Genomic DNA, 23,626 nt, shown 5'->3' on the forward strand with positions numbered 1-23,626 from the left:
GGGCAGGAGCACTATCTACAATAGAGGCTCTTGGCCTTAGGAGCTCAACAGCTTCCTGCTCTCCCTCGATGATCAGTCGAGAACTATGGCGCGGTGAGGCGCTAGAGTCGAGATACAAGGAGCTCACGAGCAACGCGAGGCAGCGATAGCGGTGTGTCAGACAAATTGCTATCGCTGCCTCGCGTTGCTCGTGAGCTCCTACAGGGGGGCCATTATTTTTCCAATCAGTGCAACGAAGCCTCTCTCGATTTCGCGACATCCTCTGCCTTCACTTCCCCATTGCTCTGTCCAAAACGACGTAATACAAACGTGCTGACCGCTGCCAGCTCGGTGTCGTTGTATGCGCGTGCGAAGTCGGGCATGCGTTGATCGGCGCGGAGCATGCCCTGGGTGTGGCCTTCCAGCAACGTCGCCATCAGGTTGGTGCCTGCCGGGTCGTTGACGGTTTTCAAGCCAATCAAGGTTGCGATTGCCGACTGATTACCTGTGCCGTCCAGACGGTGGCAGCCCACGCAGGAATCGGTAAACACCTTGCTGCCCAGGCCTTTCTCAGCCTTGTCGTTGACCGCAACAGCCGGTCGCGGCACACCCTGGCTGCGTGCAGGCGTTGACTTGAGGTAAACGGCAATTGCGTTCACGTCTTCCGGCGTCAGGTAGCGCAGGCTGTGCTCGACTGCATCCGCCATCGGCCCGCCAGCACCGCCATAACCCGGCGCGTAACCTTTGGACAGGTAGCTCACCAACGCCTCTTGCGGCCAGGCACCGATCCCGTGTTTCGGGTCAGAGCTGATGTTGTAAGCACGCCAGTTGCCAATTTCACCACCGGCCAAGGATTTACCGCTGCTCATGGCCTGGAAGATATTGCGCGGGGTGTGACATTCGCCACAGTGACCCGGCCCCTGCACCAGATACGCGCCACGGTTCCATTCGGCAGACTGTTTGCTGTCCGGCACAAAGCGTTCGTTATCGGCGAAGATCGCGTTCCAGAAGAACATGCCCCAACGCTGGTTGAACGGAAAAGCCAGGTCATTTTCTTTCGGCTTCTGGCTGATCGGCTCAAGGCTGAACAGATACGCTTTGATCGCCAGAATGTCCTCGCGCGGCATTAGCGTGTACGAGGTATACGGGAAGGCCGGATAGTAATGCTTGCCGTCCTTGCCGACGCCCTTTTGCAACGCGCTGACGAATTCATCGTCGGTCCAGTTGCCAATCCCGGTTTCCTTATCGGGGGTGATGTTCGGCGAATACAGCGTGCCAAACGGCAGCTTGAATTCCAGCCCGCCCGCATAGGGCTTGCCGCCAGGTGCCACGTGACATGCCACGCAATCAGCTGCACGAGTCAGGTACTCGCCTTTGCTGATGAGGCTTTGATCAGCAGCCTGAGCCGTCAGCCCAAAGCTTGCACCCAGCACGGCGAGCGCATAATTCAACGTTTTCATGACAGCGCTCCTCAAAGAGTGAAATAGCCGAAACGGCTCAGTGGCAGACGGCGCTCGCGTACTTTCGACGCGGCGAACACGGCGTTGACCAGGGCTGCAGCAGCAGGCACTGCGCCGGTCTCACCGACACCACCGGGGCTTTCTTCACTCTTGATCACATGCACCTCCACAGGCGGTGCATCACTCATGCGGATCTGCCGATAGGCGTGGAAGTTGGTCTGCACGACCTGGCCTTTCTCGATGAGGATTTCATTGAACAGCGCAGCCGACAGGCCGAACAGCGTGCCGCCTTCCATCTGCGATTCGACAGACCGTGGGTTGGTGGCAAAGCCGCAATCCACCACCGTGATCAGCCGCTTGATCCGCATCCCTTTGTTAGCCTGCACTTCCAGCTCGACGATGGTCGCCACGAAGCTGCCAAACACGGCGCTGACCGCAACGCCACGACCGTGGCCGGCGGGCAGAGGGGTTTTCCAGTCGGCGATATCTGCAGCCTTCTTCAAGACTGCCTGAGCGCGGGGTTGCTCCTGCATCAGGCTCAGGCGGTATTCAACCGGATCAATTTTGGCGTTGTGCGCCAGCTCGTCGATGAAGCTTTCGACGGCGTAAGTGCTGCGCAACGGGCCCACGCCACGCCACCAAGAAACCGGAATCACGTCCGGGTCCTGACGGATGTAGCGCACTTGCAGGCTGTCGAGTTTGTAGACCGGGTCGATGGCCACTTCGACGGCGTCAGCATCCACACCGCTTTCCGGCAGCTTGCCGACGTACGCAGCCACCACTGAAGCGCCCGCGATTCGGTGTTCCCAGCCAATCGGTTTGCCATCCTTACCCAGCGCGGCATTCATGCGGTCCACATAATGCGGACGGTACTTGTCATGGGTCATGTCCTCTTCACGGCTCCAGATCAGCTTGATCGGGTAGCTGAGCTGTCGGGCGATGTCCACGGCCTGGAAGATGAAGTCCGACTCCAGACGACGACCAAAGCCGCCACCGATGAGCTGGTTGTGGATAACGACTTTATCCACAGGCAGACCGGCGACCTTGGCCGCGCCCATTTGCGCGAAGCCCGGTGCCTGACAACCCACCCACAGCTCGCACATATCAGGGCGAACATGGGCAACACAGGTCATGGGCTCCAGCGGCGAGTGAGACAGGAACGGCTGCTGGTATACGGCTTCGAACTGACTTGAAGCGTTCTTCAGCGCCGCGCCGATGTCACCGGTCTGCTTGGCGAAAACGCCGTCCTTGGAACTGGCGTCCAGCAGCTCTTTGTCCAGCTGTGCAGACTCGATGGAGGCGTGAGGACCGAAGTCCCATTCAATTTCCAGCGCCTTCAGCGCTTGCTGGCAAGACCAGAAATTGGTTGCAGTGACGGCGACGGCATTCTCCAGAAGGATCACGTCGCGAACACCGGGGACTTTGCGCGCGGCTTCATCTTTCACGCTGCGCAGCTTGCCGCCGTGGACCGGGCAGGTCAGCGACGAAGCGATCAGCATGTCGGGGATTTTCACGTCGATGGTGAACTGCGCCGAACCGTTGACCTTGTGCGGCGTGTCCAGACGTTGTGCGGAAGTGCCCAGCAATTTGAAGTCGGCAATAGCCTTGAGCGGCACGTCCTTGGGAACCGGGAGCGCAGCAGCGGCTTCTACCAGTTCACCATAGGACAAGGTCTTGCCGTTTGGCCCCAGCACCTGACCGTTTTCGGCACGGCACAGGCTTGGCGCCACGTTCCAGCGAACGGCGGCGGCTTGGATCAGCAGAACGCGCGCGGTTGCACCGGCTTTGCGCAAAGGCTCCCAGGTATAGCGGGTCGATGAAGAACCGCCGGTGGCCTGGAATTGCAGAATGTTGTCGGTGTACAGCGCCGCGTCGGGCGGCGACTCTTCGATCCTGACCGAGCTGAGCGGGACTTCCAGCTCTTCGGCGACCATCATTGCGATCCCTGTCTGAACGCCCTGACCCATTTCGATTTTCGGCGAGATCAAGGTGACCTGACCGTCGAGAGCTACGCGCACAAAGGCACCAAAACCCGGCGAGGCTTTGTCACCCAGACGGGCAGCGCTGACCGCTTCGGCCGCCATGCTGCGTGTGGCCATCGGCGGCAGCCAGGTGCTGATCACCAGCCCTCCCAGCGAAAGCGCTCCACCCTTGAGCAGTCCGCGACGAGACACCGTCGCAGCAGATCCTTTTACTTCTGACATGGTGTCTTCCTTCAGGCCTGACTGACGCTTTTGATGGCGGCACGAATCCGCGTGTAGGTCGCACAACGGCACAGATTCCCGGCCATGGCCTCGGTGATCTGTTCATCGTTGGCGTCCGGATGCGCCTGCAGCAGCGCCACGGCAGACATGATCTGCCCCGGCTGGCAGTAACCGCACTGCACGACTTCATGGGCGAGCCAGGCTTTTTGCACTTCCTGACCGACCGGCAGTTCGCCGACGGCTTCAATGGTGGTGACTTTGCGCCCGCCAACAGCACTGACCGGCAACACGCAAGAGCGTACGGCCTGACCGTCCAGATGCACCGTGCACACGCCGCACTGGGCGATGCCGCAGCCATATTTGGTACCCGTCAGGCCCAGCACATCGCGCAGGACCCAGAGCAATGGCATGTCTTCAGCGACATCCAGCTCATGCTCCTGACCATTGATCAGTAGTGTTTGCATCGTAAAACCCCTGGCATTGATCACGGTTAACCGCTGATGCGTCGGGTTGGCGACGCTGGTCCACAGCGGTTTCGGTTCGGTTCTGTATAGTTCTGTGATCACCCGGATCGTTGCCGGGTAATTTAAAAGTAGCGCGCCTATGAAAACGCCGGAGGATTTAATCCGGCAGGCAGAAACAAAAAAGAAAGACAGCAGGTATGGCAGCCGCTCTTTGGCGTGACTTGCGCAATACCTTGACGAGGATCGTCAGCAATACGGTCGTGCGCGGATAGTACGCGTGTGCTGCCACAGGACGACATGCCTAGAACTCCGGGGTTCGTGCCTGATTCCATGCTATTCCTGATTAACCGGCAGGAATGCGATCGCCTGTGGGCGATTCGCAAGCCGACGTGGGACCGGCTTTAGCCGGGAAGGCGGTATTTCTGACGATGAAGATGTACTGAATGTACCGACCTCTTCCCGGCTGAAGCCGGTCCCACGTCATCAGTGAATCCTGTAAGAGATTCTATGCTCGCCCACGTCAGTGATTCATGTGGGAGCCGCTGATACTTCACAAATCTCTGAACTATCGATTTGAGCTTTCCTATTCTTCTCGCTCATCACGCCCACCTAAGATCAGCCCGCGCCACTTGCTTGAGCAATCTTTTGAGGTCGATCGATGAAGCTGGAAATATTCCGCACCCTCTGGGGCTATACCGCGAGCAGGACTCAGGCTCTGGAAGAACTGCTCGAAGCCGGGTTCGACGGGATGGAGGCTCGACTGCCACTAAGCGCGGCAGAACGTGCTGAGTTCGCGGCGTTCCTGCGGGCCAATCAGGTGGGCTATATCAGCACCGTCTTCACCGCTTACGATGTGCTGCCAGAACAATCCGCCACGGTCGCCGAACACCTCACTGATCTGGACAAAAAACTGGGCTGGGCCAGTGAGCTGTCGCCGCGCTTCGTCAACGTGCTGGCCGGTAATGACCGCTGGCAGTTGCCGCAACAAGTGGAGTTCTTCGGTCAGGCTCTGGAACTGGCGCGCAAGCACGGTCAGTTATGCACCTTCGAAACTCATCGTTCGCGCTCGCTGTTCAATCCGTGGGTGACCCTTGAACTGATTCGGCAATTGCCGGACCTGCGTTTCACCAGCGACATCAGCCACTGGATCGTGACCTGCGAGCGCTTGCTCAATGATCCGGAAGACGACCTGAGCGCTTTCGTTGAACGCGTCCATCACATTCAGGCCCGGGTCGGCTATGACCAGGGCCCGCAAGTACCGCATCCCGCCGCACCGGAATACGCAAAAGAACTGGCCTTCCATCAGCAACACTGGGAAGCGATCTGGCGCTCGCAACAGGAGCGCGGCTATCAAGTCACCACGCTAACGCCAGAGTTCGGCGCCGATGGCTACTTGCATCATCTGCCCTTCACCAATGTCCCGGTGGCCGATTTGTGGTCGTTGAACACCTGGATGGGCAAAACCGAACGCGAACACTTCCAGCGCTTCACCCAATCCACCCGCCGCTAATGGAGCCTGTTGTCATGCCGGATCACTCTCAAGCCATCGCCAACTTCAACAGCATTCCGGTGGTGAATATCGCCGGGCTGTTCAGTCCCGATATTGCCCAGCGTCAGGCGGTGGCCGAAGAGCTTGGCAAAGCGGCGCGGGAAGTGGGCTTTCTGTACATCAAGAATCACGGCATTGATCAGCAGTTGATCGATGGCTTGCGTCAGGCGGCCAAGGATCTTTTCGCCCAGTCGCTGGATTACAAGATGCAGCATTACATCGGCACGTCGCGCAGCCACAAAGGCTTCGTGCCGGAAGGCGAAGAGGTGTATGCCAAAGGCAAACCGGATCATAAAGAAGCCTTCGATATCGGCTTTGAAGTGGGTGATGAAGACCCGCTGGTGATCGCTAAAACTCCGCTAATCGGCGCCAACGAATGGCCGGACCTGCCGGGTTTCAAGCCCGCCGTGCAAGCCTATTACGCGGCGGTGTTCGCCCTGGGTCGGCGTCTGTTCGATGGCTTCGCACTGGCACTCGGGCTGGAGGAAGGTTACTTCGACGCGATGGTCACCCGCCCGCCTTCCAAGCTGCGCCTGATCCACTACCCCTTTGATGACGCCGCACAGGACGCGCCCGGTATTGGTGCACACACCGATTACGAGTGCTTCACGATCTTGCTGGCCGACAAACCCGGCCTGGAAGTGATGAACGATCTGGGCCAATGGATCGACGCACCGCCTGTGGATGATGCATTTGTGGTGAATATCGGCGATATGCTGGAGGTGATGACCGCTGGTACGTTCGTTGCAACGGCCCATCGGGTCAGAACCGTCAGCGAAGAACGCTATTCGTTTCCACTGTTCTACGCCTGCGATTTTCATACGCAAATCAAACCGTTGCCGCAATTCGCCAAGGCTGGCGCACAGGATTACGAGGAGATCACCATCGGCGAACACATGTTCGGCCAGGCACTGCAAACCTATCAGTACCTGCGCAGAAAAGTGGAGAACGGCGAATTGAAGCTTTATGAAAAAGCCCGCAAGCCTTCGAGCTTTGGCCATTTGAAAAACCAGGCATCAGAACCGCTCTGACTGGCCCGAATATCCTTTTTACAACCCTGACGTGCCTTACCTTTCTCTACTTTGGAGTCCTCGACGATGCGCAATAAAAAGAACATTGCTGTCCGCTTGACCGTGCTTGCCGCCGCCGTGTTCGGCGCGACACTGGCGCACGCCGCCACTACCGTTACACCGGGCGTGTTCAAAGTGGGGATGGAGATCACCTATCCACCGTTCGAATCCTATGACGAGAAGAAAAATGTCGTCGGCTCTGACCCCGAACTGGCGCACATGCTCGCCAAGCACATGAACCTCAAGGCGGAATTCGTCGACACCAAGTTCTCCAGCCTGATCCTCAGCCTGAACTCGGGTCACTACGACGCGATCATCTCGGGCATGTACATCACGCCAGAACGTCAGACTCAGGCACAGACCATTGCCTACGCCAAAACCGGCGCAGCAATCATGGTCCTCAAGGACAGCAAGGTTAAACCCAAGGTGCCGGAAGACCTCTGCGGCCTGAAAGTCGGACTGGAGAAAGGCACGACCTGGGTTGCCCAGTTCAACAAGCTGTCAGTGGATTACTGCGTGCCGAACAACAAAGGCGCAATCTCGGTCAGCGAGTTCCCGTCGGCCCCTGAAGTCACTCAGGCGCTGCTGTCGGGCAACGTTCAGGCACAAGTGGAAATCGACGGCGCGGCCGGCATGATCGCCGAACGCACCAAAGGCCGCGTGGTGGTCAGCACTGAGCATTCGATCTATCAGCAGACCTTGGGCATCTACGTGAAGAAGGGCAACGAGGAGCTGTATCAAGCGCTGCTCAAGGCCTTCGACGAGACCAAGAAATCCGGTGAATACGACGCGCTGTTGAAGAAATACAACCTGGAAGCGCCGGGTAATTAATTCACCGAATAACCTGTGGGAGCGATGACGTGGGACCGGCTTTAGCCGGGAGAGGCCAGTACATTCAAGACATCTGCATCGTCAGGAATGCCGCTTTCCCGGCTAAAGCTGGTCCCACGTCAGCTTGCAGGCAAACATAGAATCTCCCACAGAGATTTGCGCTAATCAGGATGTGATGTACATGCAATTCGAATGGGCTTACTTTTTTTCTCTGTTCTCGATGGTGGACTTCTGGAAGTCCTGCATCACCGTCATCCAGCTCAGTGCCCTGGGCTGGTTCATCGGCATGCTGCTGGGGTTTCTGCTGGCTTCGGCCAAACTGTCGGCCTCGCGCTGGATCCGTATTCCGGCGTCGATTTATATCTGGTTCTTCCGCAGCGTTCCGCTGTTGGTGCTGGTGGTGTTCATCTACAACCTGCCGCAGATGCTGCCGTTTACCCGTGACCTGTTCTCTGATCCGTTCTATTCAGGCCTGTTCGCACTGGTGGTCACGGAAGCGGCGTACATGGCGGAGATCCATCGCGGCGGGCTGATTTCCGTGGCCAAAGGTCAGAAGGAAGCCGGGCGTGCGCTGGGTATTGGTGTGCTGGGCATGCAACGTCTGATCGTGATCCCGCAGGCGTTTCGTATCTCGCTGCCAACGCTGATCAACGAATACATCACCGTGGTCAAACTCACTTCGATCATCTCGGTCATTTCCCTGACCGAGCTGTTGACCGTAGGCCAACGACTGTACGCACAGAACTTTCTGGTCATGGAAACGCTGTCAGCCGTGGCGGTGTATTACGTGATGATCGTCACCGTGTTCGGTTGGCTGTTCCATTGGCTGGAGCAGCATCTGGAACTGAACAACCGCAAACCGCAAACCCTGGACGACGCCAGCGTGCAACAACTGCGCGCCAGTCTCCCAGCCGCCGTTTCGAAAGCAGCTGCCCCTGTTGAAAGCGGTCTTGCGCCAGCGCTGCAACTGCACACGATTCATAAAAGTTACGGCAAACATGAAGTGCTCAAGGGCATCAATCTGGACGTGGCTGTGGGTCAGGTGATTTCCATCATAGGCCCGTCAGGCTCGGGCAAGACTTCGTTGATTCGCACCGTTAACGGGCTGGAAAGTATTGATGACGGCGAGATCATTCTGTTCGGCGAAAGCTTCATTCACGCGGGTGACAAGCCGAACAATCCGCAGATTCGGCGCGGGGTACAGCGCATCGGTATGGTGTTCCAGAACTTCAATCTGTTCCCGCACCGGACGATCCTCGACAACGTCACCCTCGCCCCGCGTTATCACGACCGTGACCGGGTGATCAGCGAACAGCGCGCCTACGCATTGCTGGACAAGGTTGGCCTGTTGGCTCATGCACACAAGTATCCGCACCAGTTGTCCGGCGGTCAGCAACAACGCGTCGCCATCGCCCGCGCTCTGGCGATGGACCCGCAGATCATGCTGTTCGACGAACCCACCTCTGCGCTGGACCCGGAATTGGTAGGAGATGTGCTGAAGGTCATCAGCGACCTGGCGAAGGAAGGCATGACCATGCTGATCGTCACCCATGAGATGGACTTCGCCATGTCCATTTCAGACCGGGTGATTTTCATGGAGAACGGCGTGGTCCAGGCCGATGCCGGACCGCAGACCATTCGTGCGGGACAGGCGGGGGAACGGGTGATGCAGTTTATGGGGCTGGATCGTTAATACACTCTCCGTTGATATGACGACGTGGGACCGGCTTTAGCCGGGAAGAGGCTGGGACAGCCGCTGAATGTGTGGCGTCAGATAGGCAGCTTCCCGGCTAAAGCCGGTCCCACGTCAACAGTAGTTTCTGCAGAAGCGAGGATGATGCAATCAGGCCTTCAGCAACTTCGCAGGCGCTTCGCCCAGATCCCAGAACAACCCGGTCGCGGCTTTCAGGCCTTGCTCCACAACACTCTCAAGCAGATGTTCATCCGGTGCGTGCTGTTTGCAGGATGGATAGGAGTGGGGTAGCCAGACCGTCGGCAAGCCCAATACATCAGCGAAGCAGTGGTTGGGAATCGTCCCGCCCAGGTTTGGCAAAATGCTCACCGGTTCACCCAGACTCTGACTCACCGACTGCTGCACAAAGCCGACCCAGGGGTGACGCGGATCAAGACGCGTCGCCGCATAACCACCCTCGATATTGATCTGCACGCTTTCAAAGCCATGCTGATCCAGATGCTCGCGCAGGTTGCTCTCCAGCGATTGCCAGTCAGTGCCGTCGACAAAACGTAACTGGCACACCGCTTCGGCCCGCCCTGGAATTGCCCCGATCACCTTGACCGTGCTGCCGGAAGACAAACCAACGATCTCAAGGGTGTTGCAGCCGAACAGTTTTTCGCCCGTGGTCAGGCCCGGTTCGCCCCAGTTCGGGTTGAGCTGCGGGTCAAAGCTTTCGCCACCCACCGGCAGATCACGAATCAGCGCCGATACGTATTCCGGCATGGGTGCCGGACGCAGGCATCCCGCGAGTAACTCGCCCTGAGCAGAAACCAGCGATGACAACGCGTGACCCAACACGATGGCCGGGTTGGTAATAATCCCGCCCCAGTTGCCCGAATGGCGGCTGCCGTTACCGGTGTCCAGCGTCAGGCGGAACTGGCAGACGCCACGGGAGCCTAGGAACAACGTCGGCAGATCGTGTCTGACCCGCGGGCCGTCCGAGGCCAGAAACAGGTCGGCGGCCAGCTCTTCTGCGTTGTCACGGCAGGCTTGTTCAAGACCCGGCGAACCGACTTCTTCACTCATCTCGAAAATGATTTTCAGGTTGTAGCCGAGCTTGCCTTCGCGCGCCTGCAAAACCGCTTCGAGCGCGGCCAGGTTGATACTGTGCTGGCCCTTGTTGTCTGCCGTGCCGCGACCATAGATGCGCCCTTCCTTGATGCTCAATTGCCAAGGGGCGGTGCCTTCCTGCCAGAGTTCGTCCTGGCCGCTGGTGACGTCGCCATGACCGTAAGTCAGCAAGGTCAGCAAGGCCGGGTCTTCAATTCGCTGGGCGAACATCAACGGTGGCTTGCCGCTGTGCGGGTTTTCGACAAAGCGGCAGGCGAAACCCAGCCGAACCAGCAAAGGTTGCAGCTCGATCAGTAAATAATCACGCAGCGGTTGCTCACACTCTGGGTTCTGGCTCTCGGTACGTTGCGCAACGCGGCGGCTCAGGGTCTGAATAAACGCGCCGGAATTCAGGGTGTGAACGGCAAGCTCAATGGCGTGCTCTCGGGTGTGCAGAGGGGTTGAAGACATCAGGATTACCTTTCACGGGGCCGTTCAGTCGCGCTGAAAGCAGCTCGACCAGCAATGAAATCAAGGGTAACGTTGCCGCCTGACTTGCAACAATTATCAAGTTTGCAAGCTATCCTTGCCTTTGGAACAAACCAGATCTGCACAGCGATGAAGCAGGAATGGGGAGCTGATATGCATGATCTGCCGCTACGTTACTTCCACAGTGTGGCCCGGACCGGTTCGTTATCGGCAGCGGCCGAAGAGCTTCACGTCGCGGTGTCTGCGGTCAGCCGCCAGATCAGCAACCTTGAAGAGAACCTCGGTTTGCAGTTGTTCGAACGCAAGCCACGCGGCATGCAATTGACCGAGCCTGGGGAATTGCTGCTGGCCTATGCCACGCGCAACATGCTGGAAGTGAAGAATGTGATCGCCGAAATGCGCGGCGTGAATACCTTGCAGCAGCACCGGATTGTGCTGGCCTGTCCGGAAGGAATGGCGTGGGAATTTTTGCCGAAGGTCACCGCAGAGTTTCGTAACTTCCACCCTGGCGCGAGTTTCGATGTCCACGTGGTGGACGCGGCCCGCGCATCCCAACTGGTCAAGGAAGGTTCGGTGGACATCGCCCTGACCTTCAGCCTGACGCCGACTCAAGGCGTGGAAATCTTCTTGAGCTGCGACTCCCCCATCAGCGCCCTCATGCCCGCCAGCCACCCGCTCGCTACCCGTGAATCCCTTGAGGTGAAGGACCTGCGAGATTGTCCGCTGGCCCTGCCCTACACCGGCTCGACCCTGCGCTATCTGTTCGATATCGCCTGTCACTTGCAGGGCATCAACATCGTGCCCGCCTACACCAGTCAGTCGTTGGGCACGATCTATAGCGTGGTGCGCTACTCACAGGATGTGATTGCGCTGTGCGGCACCGTCACCGTCAGTGGCTCCACAACTCGTGACAACCTGGTGCTGGTGCCCATGAGCGACCCGCAGTTGCGCCAGCGCAGCTTGCAAGTGCAGATCATGGCCGGGCGCAAACTGCCGGTGTTGGTGCGTTACTTTCTGAGTTTTCTGGAAGAGCAACTGGTGACGGCAAGCTCCATTACCAAATGCTGATGCTGCCCGCATCAAACAAAAAATAACTATCTGATTCGGAATGCTTTTCACTGTAGGAGCTCACGAGCACCGCGAGGCAGCGATGGCGACCTATCTGATACTCCGCTATCGCGGCCTCGCGGTGCTCGTGCGCTCCTACAGGTCACCTGTTTGCTGCCGTCGGACAGAAATCAGGCCAGCTTCAGCTGTCGACGGATTGCGAACAGGGTGACCAGACTGACCATGCCGGTGACGAGCAGATAATAGCTCGGCGCGAGGTTGTTGCCGCTGGCACTGATCAGCCACGCGACGATGAAGGGCGTGAAGCTGCCGAACACCGTAGTGCCGATGTTGTAGCTCAGGGCCATGCCGGTGGCGCGCACCTGGGTAGGAAACAGCTCTGACATCAAGGCAGGCAGGCCACCGAAGTAGATCGCCTTGAGGATGCTCATCCAGAACAATACCGCCAACAACACCAGCAATGTCGGGTTGGCTGCCAGCCAGGAAAACGCCGGATAGATGCTGAGGATGAAGATCACCGATGCGCCGAGCATGATCCGGGTACGACCCAACACGTCGGACAGATGACCAATGAACGGCGTCAGGATGGTCAGCACCAGCCCGCTGAGCAGCGTGCCCGCGAAACCGATGGATGCGCTCAGGCCCAGCTGTTTGACGGCATAGGTCGGCATATAAATGATCACGTACGTGGCCGACGTCGACAGCACCAGCGCGCCTACGGCGAGCAGCATGCGGTACTTGTGCGCCTTGAACAGCTCGCCCACAGGCGCATGACTGCGCTCGCTTTCCTTGAACTCCCCGGCCTCTTCGATGTGACGGCGGATGTACAGACCGACCGGACCGATCATCAAGCCGAACAGAAATGGAATGCGCCAGCCCCAGGATTCAAGCTGGTCCACCGTCAACGTCGTAGTGAGCAACAAGCCGAAGCCTGAGGCGAGCAAACCACTGATGCCCTGGCTGGCAAACATGAAACTGGAAAGCAGCCCTTTGCGCTCCGGAGCATGTTCCACCAGCAAAGCCGTGGCGCTGCCAAATTCACCGCCCGCAGAAAAGCCCTGAATCAGGCGTGCCAGGAATATCCCGATCGGCGCCCAGATGCCGATAGCCGAGTAAGTCGGCATGATCGCAATCAACAGCGTGCCGAGCATCATCAGCCAGATCGACACGAGCATCGCCGACTTACGCCCGACACGGTCGGCATAGGAGCCCAACACGGCTGCGCCCAAGGGCCGAATCAGGTAGGAGAGTGCGAAAGTCCCCAGCGCCAACAGCAACGAGACCGTCTCGTCAGCGGTGGGGAAGAACAGTTTGGAAATGGTGATAGCGAAGAAACCGTAGACGATCAGGTCGAACCATTCCAGAGCATTGCCAATCGACGAGGCGATCACCAGTTTGTACAGCTTCCCCCTGGACATCGGCGGTGTCGCGGGAGGCTGGGCCGCTACGTGCGCAGTTGTCATGCATGGTTCTCCAACTCGTCAAAGAATGGGTCTATCCCCCCTGACGAGGTGGCTGACCTTTGACGTGATGGTAGGGGCGCACCACCTTTCCCACAATTATGCATTTCAGAACATTTCATTGCCTTGGGCGCAAAGCTTGGGTGCAACATTTTGGCTTTTTTGAGCGTTATTGGTGCTCTGAATGGAAATACATCCCTGCCTGCAAACTGATATCCGACGTGGGACCGGCTTTAGCCGGGAAAGCGATATTTCTGACGACATATATCTAGTGACTGTGAGGATCTATTCCCGGCTGAAGCCGGTCCCACGTCATCATTGCGCGAGGGTTTATGGTTTTTTAAAGCTCCAGCATCAACCCGCTCAAGCGCTTCACCTTGCGTCGCAATGCTTCTTCGAACACGCCTTTGCGCGGTTCGATCAGACTGAACCAGTGTTTGGCGCGGGTGATGCCGGTGTAAATCAGCTCTTTGGTGAGCACCGGATTCAGCGCCTCCGGCAGGATCAACGCGGTATGGGCGAACTCCGAGCCTTGGGATTTGTGTACGGTCATGGCATACACCGTTTCCACGTCGTTAAGCCGACTCGGCAAGACGAAGCGCACGCCGCCGCTGCCGTCGTTGCGTGGAAAGGCCACGCGCAACACCTGCTTGCCCGCTTCCGGGCCGTCGCGCTCAGGCAGGCGCAAGGCGATGCCGATGTCACCGTTCATCAAACCGAGCCCGTAATCATTGCGGGTCATCAACACCGGACGACCTTCGTACCAATGCTGATCGCTTTCAATCAGCCGTGCTTCGTACAACGCGCTGGTAATACGCCGGTTCAGCCCTTCTACACCCCAAGGCCCTTTGCGCACAGCGCACAACAACTGAAACGCATCAAATGCATCCAGCACCGCTCTGGCCCAATGACCCCAACGCTCGTCTTCCAGCGGGGCATCCTGTGGCGGACGCTGCGCAGCCATCACGCCCAGATAATGCCGATAGCCCTGCGGACCTTTCGGGCCCTGGTCGAGCCCTTCGAGCAGCAGACGTTCCAGTGAACGGTCCTGCTCATTCTTGAGGGCCAATGCGTGCAAATCCGCGTGACTACGAGCGGCCAATAAAGCCCGGGCTTCGGTGGACTGTTGCTGATTGACCAGCCGCGCCAGTTGCCCGATACCACTGCCTTCACCAAAGCGCCGCGAGTAACGTAACATCGCCACTTGCTGAGCCAGCGGATGCTGTTGCTCATCGCCTTGCTGCAAACCGGCACGATTCAAGTCTTCGCCGCTGATTGCTTCCAGCCAGCGCTGGGTTTGCGGGCTGTATAACCCGGCTTCGGCATCACGGCACAAATCACCCAGCACCGCGCCCGCCTCAACGGAGGCCAACTGGTCCTTGTCACCCAGCAGCACCATGCGTGCATGGGGCGGCAGGGCTTCCAAAAGATTGGCCATCATTTCCAGGTCGATCATCGATGCTTCGTCCACCACCAACACATCCAGTGGCAGCAGATTTCCAGCGTGATGGCGGAAGTGACGGGTGCCTGGACGACTGCCCAACAAGCGATGGACCGTCGTCACCTCGGCAGGGATTTTCTGCCTCACGTCTTCGCTGACCGTCAGGCTCTGCACTTGCTGACTGATGGACTCAGTCAAACGCGCCGCCGCTTTACCGGTGGGTGCCGCAAGCCGAATCCGCAATGGCTGACCGGCCTGTACAGCCGGGGCCTGCAACAACGCGAGCAAGCGCACAACCGTGGTGGTTTTGCCGGTGCCCGGCCCGCCCGTAATGATGCTGAATGCACCACGAGTCGCCAGCGCACACGCCAGTTTCTGCCAGTCGATCAGCGCATCCGGCGTAGTACTCGGCGGGAACAGCGCGTTCAAACGCTGGGCGAGGTCGTCGGAAACGGCCTCCCGCTGTGCCAGCCGCTGACGCAATATCGCGCCGATGCGCCGTTCGTACGTCCAGTAGCGGCGCAAGTACAAACGGCGATCAGACAACACCAATGGTTTGCTGGTCGCACTTTCACTGTGGTCATCCCCTCGGGCAACCAGCGTGCTGGCGAGCAATGCTTTGCACCATGCGTCGCCATCAAGCGCTACCAGTAACTGCGACGGCAGCAGCATCGGGCCGCTTTGCACATCACCTTCGGGGGGCAATGACAAGGCGAAGTCCGGTTCTTTAAGGGTTTCGTACAGATCCAGGCACACATGGCCGTGGCCGAGTTGGTGGCTGGTCAATGCAGCGGCCAGCAGCACCAGCGAATCGGCGGACGGATCCAGCTCACTGAGGAACGCGACGAAAGCCTTATCCAGCGCCCGCAACCAACCGCGCTCAACCCAACGTTCAAGCAACAACAGCAGATCGCGAACGTTGGTCAGCGGCGCGAGGTCAGCCAGGCTTTGGGCATCCAGCGGCGTGGGCAGCAGTTCAGCAAATGAGCGACTCATGCAGGTTCTCCGGTCAGGACGAACTCTTCAGTCACTGACTTGCCTTGAAACAGTAGATCCAGACCTTCGATCAGCTCCCGTGGCGGCCGGGTGAACCAGGCACCTTGGCTGGTCGAAAAAGCACCGCGCAGGAACACATACAGCGCGCCGCCCATGTGCTGGTCGTAATCGTAATCGGCGAGCCGCGCCTTGAGCTGGCGATGCAATGCCAGCAAGTAGAGCACATATTGCAGGTCATAACGGTTGTCCAGAATCGCGCTGGTCATGGCGTCCTGGGTATAGCTTTCATCGTCCGGGCCGAGCCAGTTGGATTTGTAATCCGCCACGTAATAGCGACCTTCGTGTTCGAAGGTCAGGTCGATGAAGCCCTTGAACATGCCGTTCAGAGACACCGTTTCGGTTGCCGCACGCGGGGCGTTGTCGTGGGTGTAGCGGCGCACCAGAGCGTCCATTTGTGCGACGTTGACTTTGTGGCAGGCGAACCAGAACTCCATTTCGATGCGGTACTGATTGGGCTGGTCCATCGCCCCTAGAGAAATCGGCGTACTGTCGCCGGCCAGCGACAACGGTAGATTCAGGACCTGTGTCAGCCAGCCGGTCAGTGTGTCGATCCAACCTTCCCAGCCGCGTCGGTTACAGCGCCGAGCCACAGCATCCTTGAGCTGTTGTGGATCGCTGACAGCCTTGGCAAAACCTTCATTGCCCGCCCATTCCAACAAACCATGGAGAAAGGTGCCGGGATTGGGACCGCGTGGAAAACGGTGGATATCCCCGCCGCTGACCAGCACTTCACGGGGCGCTTCGGGGTCGAGGCGTTCGTCATCGAACAGCTTTTGCGCTTGCGGGCTGTCCGGTGATTCGTCGCTGTCGCTGCCCGCAGTGATCGTGTCGCCGATGCGCAATGCGCTGTAGGAGGCGATCCACCAATTTTCGGCAGCGCGGCGTTTGGGCATGCGCGGCTTGAGCAACGTTGCTTCGTTGCGTGGCGGGCTGAAGGTTTCTGCAGTCGCGGCAGGAACGTCTTCGACGCTGATACCGTCGCAGCCTTCGCCCAGATCCCGCAGCCACGACGCCAGGCCAGCCGACTCAGCCAACGGCGTGCCGCCGCCCAACAGATACCCCAAAGCCGAGCGGTGCAACATCAAGCTGCTGGAGTTACCGCGCTTGAGGTCAGCGACGCCCAGCCAGCAGGCGTATTCTGCGCGAGTCAGGGCTACATAAAGCAAGCGCAGGTCTTCGGCCAGACGCTCGTTATCAGACTGTTCGATCAGCGCAGCGGTAGGTTTGAGACTGACTTGCGCACGACCGTTTTCATCATGGAAATGCAGGGGCAGACGTGTCCCATCCACCGGTTTGCTGGAACAAATGAACGGCAGGAACACCAACGGATACTGCAAGCCTTTGGACTTGTGAATGGTCACGACCTTGACCAGTTGCTCATCACTTTCCAGACGCAAAATCTGTTCTTCACCGGCCTGACCTGACAGCGCCAGATGCTCACCCAGATGGCGGATCAAGGCCTGCTCGCCATCCAGTTCGGCAGCGGCTTGTTGCAGCAATTCGGACAGGTGCAGCAAGTTGGTCAGGACACGCTCGCCGTCACTTCGGGTGATCAGGGTCTGCGGCAAATGGAAGTCATGCAGCAAGCGACGCAGCATCGGCAGAACGCCCTGATTGCGCCAGATCAGGTGATAACCGCGGAATTGCATGACCCGTGCTTCCCACGCTAATTCGTCCTGATTCAAGCGCTCCAGCTCTGCCAGCGGTAACGCCAGGGTGATGCATGCCAATGCGGCGCGCAGGGTACGTTCGGAGTCTGGTTCGGCGCAGGCCTTGAGCCAGGCCAGCACGTCATGCGCTTCCTGGGCGGCGAACACTGAGTCCTTGTCGGACAGGTAAACGCTGCGCACGCCACGGGCCGACAATTCGCCGCGCACTGCCTGAGCCTCCTTGCCGTCACGCACCAGAATCGCGATGTCGGCAGGCAGCAGGCCTTTCAGGTCTTTATCCACAGCGGCGAAACCGGCGCGACCCTGTTGCCCCGCGTTGAGCAACCGGACAATTTCACTGGCGCAACTGGCAGCGAGTTGCTGACGATAGTTGACGCCTGAGACCGGCTGATCGCTCGCCAGTTGCCAGACATTCAGCGCAGCCAGCGGTGTGCCATCGATTTGCAGCGCGTCTTTACGGCCTTGAGAAAGCGCATCCGAGAATGGCACATCATTTTTGTCGCCTTCGCGAAACAGGAATGCACCGCGCCCTTCCGGACGCTGCTCGGCACGCTGGAACACATGATTGACTGCTTCGACCATGGAGTGGCTGGACCGGTAGTTGGTGTCCAGCGTATGCCAGCGGCCAACCGTGGCCTGACGCGCGCGCAGGTAGGTGTAGATGTCGGCGCCACGGAACGCGTAGATCGCCTGCTTGGGGTCGCCGATCAGGAACAGCCCGGTTTCGGTGTCGTTTTCTTCAAGGCGATAAATGCTCTCGAAAATCCGGTACTGCACCGGGTCTGTGTCCTGGAATTCATCGATCAAAGCGACCGGAAACTGTTCGCGAATCAAGGTCGCCAGACGCTCGCCGCCGGAGCTTTGCAGCGCAGCGTCGAGCCTGAGCAGCATGTCGTCAAAGCCCATTTCTGCGCGACGACGCTTTTCGGCTTCGAAGCGCATGCCGACCCAATGTGCGGCGTGTTCGAGCACTGCGGCATCGGGCGTGGGCAAGGTATCGAGGGCGACCTTGAGTTCGACCATCGCCTCGAAAGCCGGATGCGAAGGCGGATTGCTCTTCCATGCTTCGGCGATACCGTCTGGGGTCAGCCGGGTAAAGCCGGTGCCCAGATCGAGTTCTTCCAGTTCCTCATCGGCCGCCCAGGCGGTGAGCTTTTCAAACCATGGCCGGAAATAGCGTTCCTGCATCTTGCGCCCATCGACAACCTTACACGCCACGCCGTCGATACAGATGGCATGCAGCTCGGCGGCCCAGTGGGTCCATGGGGATTTAAGTGCCTTGAGCGCCTCGCGACGTTGTTGCAAGGATGCAGCGATCAACTCCGCAGGGTCTTGGGTTGGTATCGCCCGGTCGCTGCCAAACAGGCTGCGCACCCGAGGTAACAAAGCGGCCGGGCCACTCCAGTTGGCGCGGACCCAATTCAGGGCGTCGCCACTCATGGGATAGCAGAACAGTCGCCAGTAATCGCGCAGCACTTCGCCAAGCAAATCGCTGTGATCGGTTTCCAGGGTCTGGGTGAACAGGCTGCCACTGTCGAAAGCATGTTCGCGCAGCATGCGCTGGCACCAGCTGTGGATCGTCGATACGGCGGCTTCGTCCATCCATTGCGCGGCGATGTCCAGGCGACTGGCGCAGGCCTGCCATTGCTCGGGCGTGAATTGTTCGCGCAGCTCGTTGATCAGCTCATCAGGTGCGCTTATTTCTTCGCGAAAGAAGCGTGCCGCTTCGGCCAGCCGGATCCGAATCCGGTCGCGCAGTTCTTTGGTCGCGGCATCGGTGAAGGTCACGACGAGGATTTGCGGCGGCAACAGTTCACGGCCAAAGCCGGCGACATCACCGCCATGACCGAGAACCAGACGCACATAAAGCGCCGAAATGGTGAAGGTCTTGCCGGTACCGGCGCTGGCTTCAATCAGCTGACTGCCACGCAGCGGGAAACGCAGGGCCAGGGATGCGGTGTGCTGTTGGGCGTCAGTCATGCGCTGGCTCCTTCGCTTTGCCAAGGCGCGTCGAAAATCGGTTTGTAGAGCGCATCGCACCAGCCAGCGAACTCTTCGCTGTCGATCAAGGCGTCGAAATCCGGAAACTGCCGGGCCAGCGCAGTGCTTTCACGTCGCTCGCCATCAGTGGTTTGTCCGTCGCCTTCGTAGGCTTTGCAAGCGGCGGCCTCAGCTTTGCTTTCGTCGTTCTGACCAAGCCAGGCAAAAGCGGTTTTAACGGCCACCGGCAATGGACGCTGCATGCCAGTCAACCAGGCGGTGAGCAGGTCATTCAGTGCGTTGGCGGCGAGAGTCTTGTCCAGCGGATCCAGCAACAAGGTTTCATCGCTGGCTACCAATGCAGTGCTGAGCGGCAGCCCACAAGCACAGCCCACCAGATGCAGAACCCACGGACGAATCAACCGATGCCATTTGCGGTTTTTCTTCGAACCAATGGAGTTGGGAATAGCTGTGATCAGCAAGTACTCGCCTTGAGTGTTGGCATGCAAACCACCCAGCCAGCCTTCCAGTCGCACGCCTTGATGGGCGTAGCTGACCGGCAGCGCACTGCTCAGCGCTTCAGGCCATTTATGGAGCAGGCTCTGATAGCGCTGCAGCAAATCCGGCAGCGGCTCGATCAGTTCTTCTCGCAAGCTGCTGCCGAAACCCGCCATGGGTAACAGGCCGCTGCCCTGGAGTTTTAACGCTTGTGCCTGCAGCGCTTCGTCAATGTCTTGCGAGCCAGTAAGCGCGGCGTTAAGCAGGCTGTCGCTCAGGCTGTAGCGCTCAAGGGCGTCGAGCACAAACGGCTCTTCGTCAGCCAAAGGCGCTTCGGCCACTTCGAAGTAGATCTTCAAGCGCTGGCTGAAGAAGTGTTTGACCGGGTTTCTGAGGAAGTCCTGCAGTTGAGCCAGGTTCAGCGGCTCATCTTGTTCGTGGGCAGAGAGGGGCGTTGTTATCGGCACGGCGACATTGGTTTCGTGCAGGACCTGCCATTCACGGGCGAAGCTGAATAAGTTTTCAGTGTTTTCATGAAAGTATTGCGCGCTGAACGGCTGAAGCGGATGTTCGAGGGTCATTGCGTGGAGAAGTTGCTGACCCGGATCGCGCTTTTTGCTGTCCATGGGGGCTTCGGCGTTTTGGAGTGTCCAGCCTGCCGCCAAGTGATCACGCAGTTGGCCGATCAATACAGAAGGGGGTCGCTCACTGTTGTCACGAATGCTACGGCCCACCCAACTGATGTACAGCTGATCTCGGGCCGAGAGCAGCGCTTCGAGCAACAGATAGCGGTCGTCTTCTCGGCGTGAACGATCACCTGGGCGGTAATCGCTGCCCATCAAGTCAAAGTCCAGCGGTGGCTGTGCGCGGGGATAATCGCCGTCGTTCATGCCGAGCAGGCAAACCAGCTTGAACGGGATGGCGCGCATCGGCATCAGGGTGCAGAAGTTGACCGAGCCTGCGAGAAAACGTTGGGACAAACGGCCCTGATCCAGTCCGGCCAGCCAGGCTTCGCGTACTACGGTCAGTGGCAGTTCGTCTTGCAGCCCCACCGACTCACACGTCTCCAGCCAAGTCTCACGCAGTTGCTCCAGCTGAGCGAGCAAGTAGTCGTCGTGCTCGCTGTCCGCTTGGAAGAATAGCTGTATCAGCGCTTGCAGGCGGATGCCCCACTCTGCCGCTACCGCAGGCGAAGACAGCTCGTTGTGAGCGACCTGAAGCGCGTCAATCAACGCCACCAACGGACCGATCAAAGCTGCGTCCAGACCACCGATTTCGTCGTAGGGTTCGATGCCGTCACAGGCGGCACCAGCACCGACCGCATAACCGAGCAACATGCGGCGCAATCCGAAGTGCCAGCTGTTTTGCTCCAATGCTGCGGGCAAACCGAGCCCTTCCCGCTGCTCGGCATTCAGCCCCCAACGGACACCGGCACCTTCGATCCAGCGATGCAGGGTCGGCAGGTCGCGCTCCTTGATTTTGAAGCGAGCGCGCAGTGCAGGAACGTCCAACAGATCGAGGATTTCGCTGACCGGGAAACGGCTGTCCGGAATCTTCAGCAGGTGCTCGACGGCGATCAGCAAAGGCTCGCGACCGCGCTGCCCCTGGTCAGCAAGGGTGAACGGGATAAAGCGGCGGTCTTCGCGATCAATCTGACCAAATACAGCGCGAATGTGCGGCGCGTAGCTGTCGATGTCCGGGACCATGACGATCACATCGCGAGGACGTAGATCCGGGTCTTTGCTGAAGCGTGCAAGTAATTGGTCGTGCAGAATCTCGACTTCACGCTGGGCACTGTGGGCGACGTGAAAGCGGATCGAGCGGTCTTGCAGCGGGTCGACAGCGGGCCAGATTTCCCGGGTTTCATCAAGCGGCCGTAGCTCAAGAATGTCGTCCTGCAGCTGGTTGAGAATGGTATGCGGATCACTCTCGCTGAACAGATCTATGCGCCCATCTTTGAACGCAGAACGGTAGCTACCGGGATCATCGTGGCTGTCGAGCAGGTTGATGTAGTCGCGACCTTGCTTACCCCACGCAGCCAGTAGCGGATGAGCGTGCTGATGCAACGCCTGCGGATCAAGTACGACAGGCATTCCGGTTTTACGGGCCTGACGTTTGTACTGATGCCGCAGCAAATCCTTGTCAGCAACAATGTCGGCCCAGTGGTGGCGACAGGGGTTGTGAACACAGAGCAGCACCTGGCTGAATCTGGCCAGACCGGCCAATGCTTCCAGGGCCTGAGCAGGCAGAGAGGAAATGCCGAAGACGATGACCCGCGCCGGTAGACCCGCCGGGGCTTCATTCATGTGGGTGATGCGTTCGATAAAGCGTTGGTGTACACCCGCTCGGCTTTGGGCCATGCCTTCGGTGCCGACATCCAGAAGCAGCGCACGCCACAACTCAGCCTGCCAGCAATTCGCCGGGGTGAGCGGTTTGGCTTCGCCTCTAACATTACGTAATTGGTGACGACCTGCTGCCCAGTCTTCCAGCCAGTCAGCGCGGTACACCTGATACTGGTCGAACAGGTCGGCCAAGCGTTCGGACAGCTGATAGCGCTTGCGCAGATCAGTGTCGTTGGTCAGGAATCGGCGTAGCGGCTCGAAGTGTGGCTGGTCGATCAAAGCGGGAAGCAGGCGCATCAGGCGCCAGGTCAGCGGCGCCTTGTCCAATAGTGACGCGGCCGGAATTTCATCCTTACCCAATACCAATCGATACAACTGCCACATGAAACTGCCAGGCAGTTGGACGTCGATGGCTGCCGCAATTCCGCAGCCTCCCTGGTCATCGTCTTCTGCATCTTCAGCCAGGGCCAGCTTCAGCCACTGGGCAATACCGTTGCTCTGCACCAAGGCGATTTCGTTTTCCAGAGGTGAAAGCGGATAACGGCGCATCCAGGACACAACCAGACTGCGCAGGTCATCCAGGCGATTGCCATGAACCACCATGAAACCGGCGCTGAGAGAGGTTGTAACGGGCATGGATGCTTCCTTGGCTGATTGTGCTGAGTGGAAAAAACTGTAGCCGAACCTTAAAGCAAAACGGAGGGGGTGTAGGAGGGAATTTGCGGGTGAATTGTCGCTGGCCTACCGAGGTTGGCGCATGGACGCTGGGCCGGTAGGAGCGCACTTGTTCGCGAGGGGGATGGTGCATCCGCAGACTGTGTATCGCCTGACAGGCAGTCCTCCCGAATAAATTCGGTCCTACCAAGGTGGGCACCGGTAGGAGCGAACTTGTTCGCGAGGGGGATGGTACATCCGCAGCTTATGTATCGCCTGACACACAGCCCTCCCGAATGAATTCGGTCCTATCGAGGTTGGCGCATGAATGCCGGACGGTAGGAGCGAACTTGTTCGCGAGGAGGATGGTGCATCCTCGGCCTGTGTATCGCCTGAAATGCAGCCCTCCCGAATGAATTCGGTCCTACCAAGGTTGGCCAGAGCGCGCGCATATCCCGCTAATTTTTTCAGGCACACAAACAAAACCCCTGAACGCGTAAGCGATCAGGGGTTCTGGAATTTAATCTTGACGATGACCTACTCTCACATGGGGAAACCCCACACTACCATCGGCGATACATCGTTTCACTACTGAGTTCGGGATGGGATCAGGTGGTTCCAATGCT

13 protein-coding genes and 1 rRNA gene are annotated in these 23,626 nt (G+C 58.7%); 5 read left to right on the forward strand and 9 right to left on the reverse strand.

The genetic code is table 11. The features are described from left to right. Positions 1 to 224 precede the first annotated feature (224 nt). From CKW31_RS29250 to CKW31_RS29260, 3 genes are read right to left on the reverse strand one after another with little or no spacing between them, the layout of a single operon-like run. Positions 225 to 1,439: a cytochrome c gene (locus tag CKW31_RS29250; protein ID WP_095102648.1), complete on the reverse strand. Its 1,215-nt coding sequence runs from the start codon at positions 1,437 to 1,439 to the stop codon at positions 225 to 227. An 11-nt stretch (positions 1,440 to 1,450) separates the two neighbouring features. Beyond that, the gene (locus tag CKW31_RS29255) at positions 1,451 to 3,643 is read right to left on the reverse strand and encodes a molybdopterin cofactor-binding domain-containing protein (RefSeq protein ID WP_095102650.1); all 2,193 of its coding nucleotides are present in this window, start codon (positions 3,641 to 3,643) and stop codon (positions 1,451 to 1,453) included. Between the two features lie 11 nt (positions 3,644 to 3,654). Continuing rightward, positions 3,655 to 4,107 carry a (2Fe-2S)-binding protein gene (locus tag CKW31_RS29260; RefSeq protein WP_095102653.1) on the reverse strand — a complete coding sequence of 151 codons (453 nt, stop codon included), beginning with the start codon at positions 4,105 to 4,107 and terminating at the stop codon, positions 3,655 to 3,657. A 658-nt stretch (positions 4,108 to 4,765) separates the two neighbouring features. On the opposite strand from CKW31_RS29260, the gene CKW31_RS29265 reads away from it, so the two are divergent. The 4 genes from CKW31_RS29265 (at position 4,766) to CKW31_RS29280 (ending at position 9,250) form a co-directional block, all read left to right on the forward strand. Next, the gene (locus tag CKW31_RS29265) at positions 4,766 to 5,617 is read left to right on the forward strand and encodes a sugar phosphate isomerase/epimerase (RefSeq protein ID WP_095102656.1); all 852 of its coding nucleotides are present in this window, start codon (positions 4,766 to 4,768) and stop codon (positions 5,615 to 5,617) included. Between the two features lie 14 nt (positions 5,618 to 5,631). Next, complete coding sequence (locus tag CKW31_RS29270; RefSeq protein WP_095102659.1) at positions 5,632 to 6,687, forward strand: isopenicillin N synthase family oxygenase; 1,056 nt, start codon at positions 5,632 to 5,634, stop codon at positions 6,685 to 6,687. A 66-nt stretch (positions 6,688 to 6,753) separates the two neighbouring features. After that, entirely contained in the window at positions 6,754 to 7,557 is an 804-nt protein-coding gene (locus tag CKW31_RS29275; protein WP_095102662.1) for an ABC transporter substrate-binding protein, read from the forward strand. A gap of 181 nt (positions 7,558 to 7,738) precedes the next feature. Next, positions 7,739 to 9,250, forward strand: coding sequence for an amino acid ABC transporter permease/ATP-binding protein (locus CKW31_RS29280; protein ID WP_095102666.1), 1,512 nt, complete (start codon positions 7,739 to 7,741; stop codon positions 9,248 to 9,250). A gap of 150 nt (positions 9,251 to 9,400) precedes the next feature. On the opposite strand, the gene CKW31_RS29285 is transcribed toward CKW31_RS29280, so the two are convergent. Next, the gene (locus CKW31_RS29285) at positions 9,401 to 10,798 is read right to left on the reverse strand and encodes a M20 family metallopeptidase (protein WP_371856837.1); all 1,398 of its coding nucleotides are present in this window, start codon (positions 10,796 to 10,798) and stop codon (positions 9,401 to 9,403) included. Positions 10,799 to 10,984: 186 nt separating this feature from the next. On the opposite strand from CKW31_RS29285, the gene CKW31_RS29290 reads away from it, so the two are divergent. Then, complete coding sequence (locus CKW31_RS29290; RefSeq protein WP_095102672.1) at positions 10,985 to 11,899, forward strand: LysR family transcriptional regulator; 915 nt, start codon at positions 10,985 to 10,987, stop codon at positions 11,897 to 11,899. Positions 11,900 to 12,069: 170 nt separating this feature from the next. Here CKW31_RS29290 and CKW31_RS29295 read toward each other — a convergent pair whose 3' ends face one another. The 5 genes from CKW31_RS29295 to rrf form a co-directional block, all read right to left on the reverse strand. After that, entirely contained in the window at positions 12,070 to 13,362 is a 1,293-nt protein-coding gene (locus tag CKW31_RS29295; RefSeq protein ID WP_095102675.1) for an MFS transporter, read from the reverse strand. 337 nt (positions 13,363 to 13,699) lie between these two features. Continuing rightward, positions 13,700 to 15,796, reverse strand: coding sequence for an exodeoxyribonuclease V subunit alpha (gene recD / locus CKW31_RS29300; protein WP_095102678.1), 2,097 nt, complete (start codon positions 15,794 to 15,796; stop codon positions 13,700 to 13,702). After that, positions 15,793 to 19,506 carry an exodeoxyribonuclease V subunit beta gene (gene recB / locus CKW31_RS29305; RefSeq protein ID WP_095102681.1) on the reverse strand — a complete coding sequence of 1,238 codons (3,714 nt, stop codon included), beginning with the start codon at positions 19,504 to 19,506 and terminating at the stop codon, positions 15,793 to 15,795. Before recB ends, recD begins: the two co-directional genes overlap by 4 nt. Further along, a complete protein-coding gene (gene recC / locus CKW31_RS29310; RefSeq protein WP_095102685.1) occupies positions 19,503 to 22,982 on the reverse strand; it encodes an exodeoxyribonuclease V subunit gamma in 3,480 nt (1,159 codons plus the stop codon). The genes recB and recC overlap by 4 nt, the downstream gene beginning before the upstream one ends. 542 nt (positions 22,983 to 23,524) lie before the next feature. Then, a 5S ribosomal RNA gene (gene rrf / locus CKW31_RS29315) occupies positions 23,525 to 23,626 on the reverse strand; the annotation flags it as partial.

This window comes from Pseudomonas sp. Irchel 3A5 (genome assembly GCF_900187575.1).
Classification (GTDB): Bacteria; Pseudomonadota; Gammaproteobacteria; order Pseudomonadales; family Pseudomonadaceae; genus Aquipseudomonas; species Aquipseudomonas folii.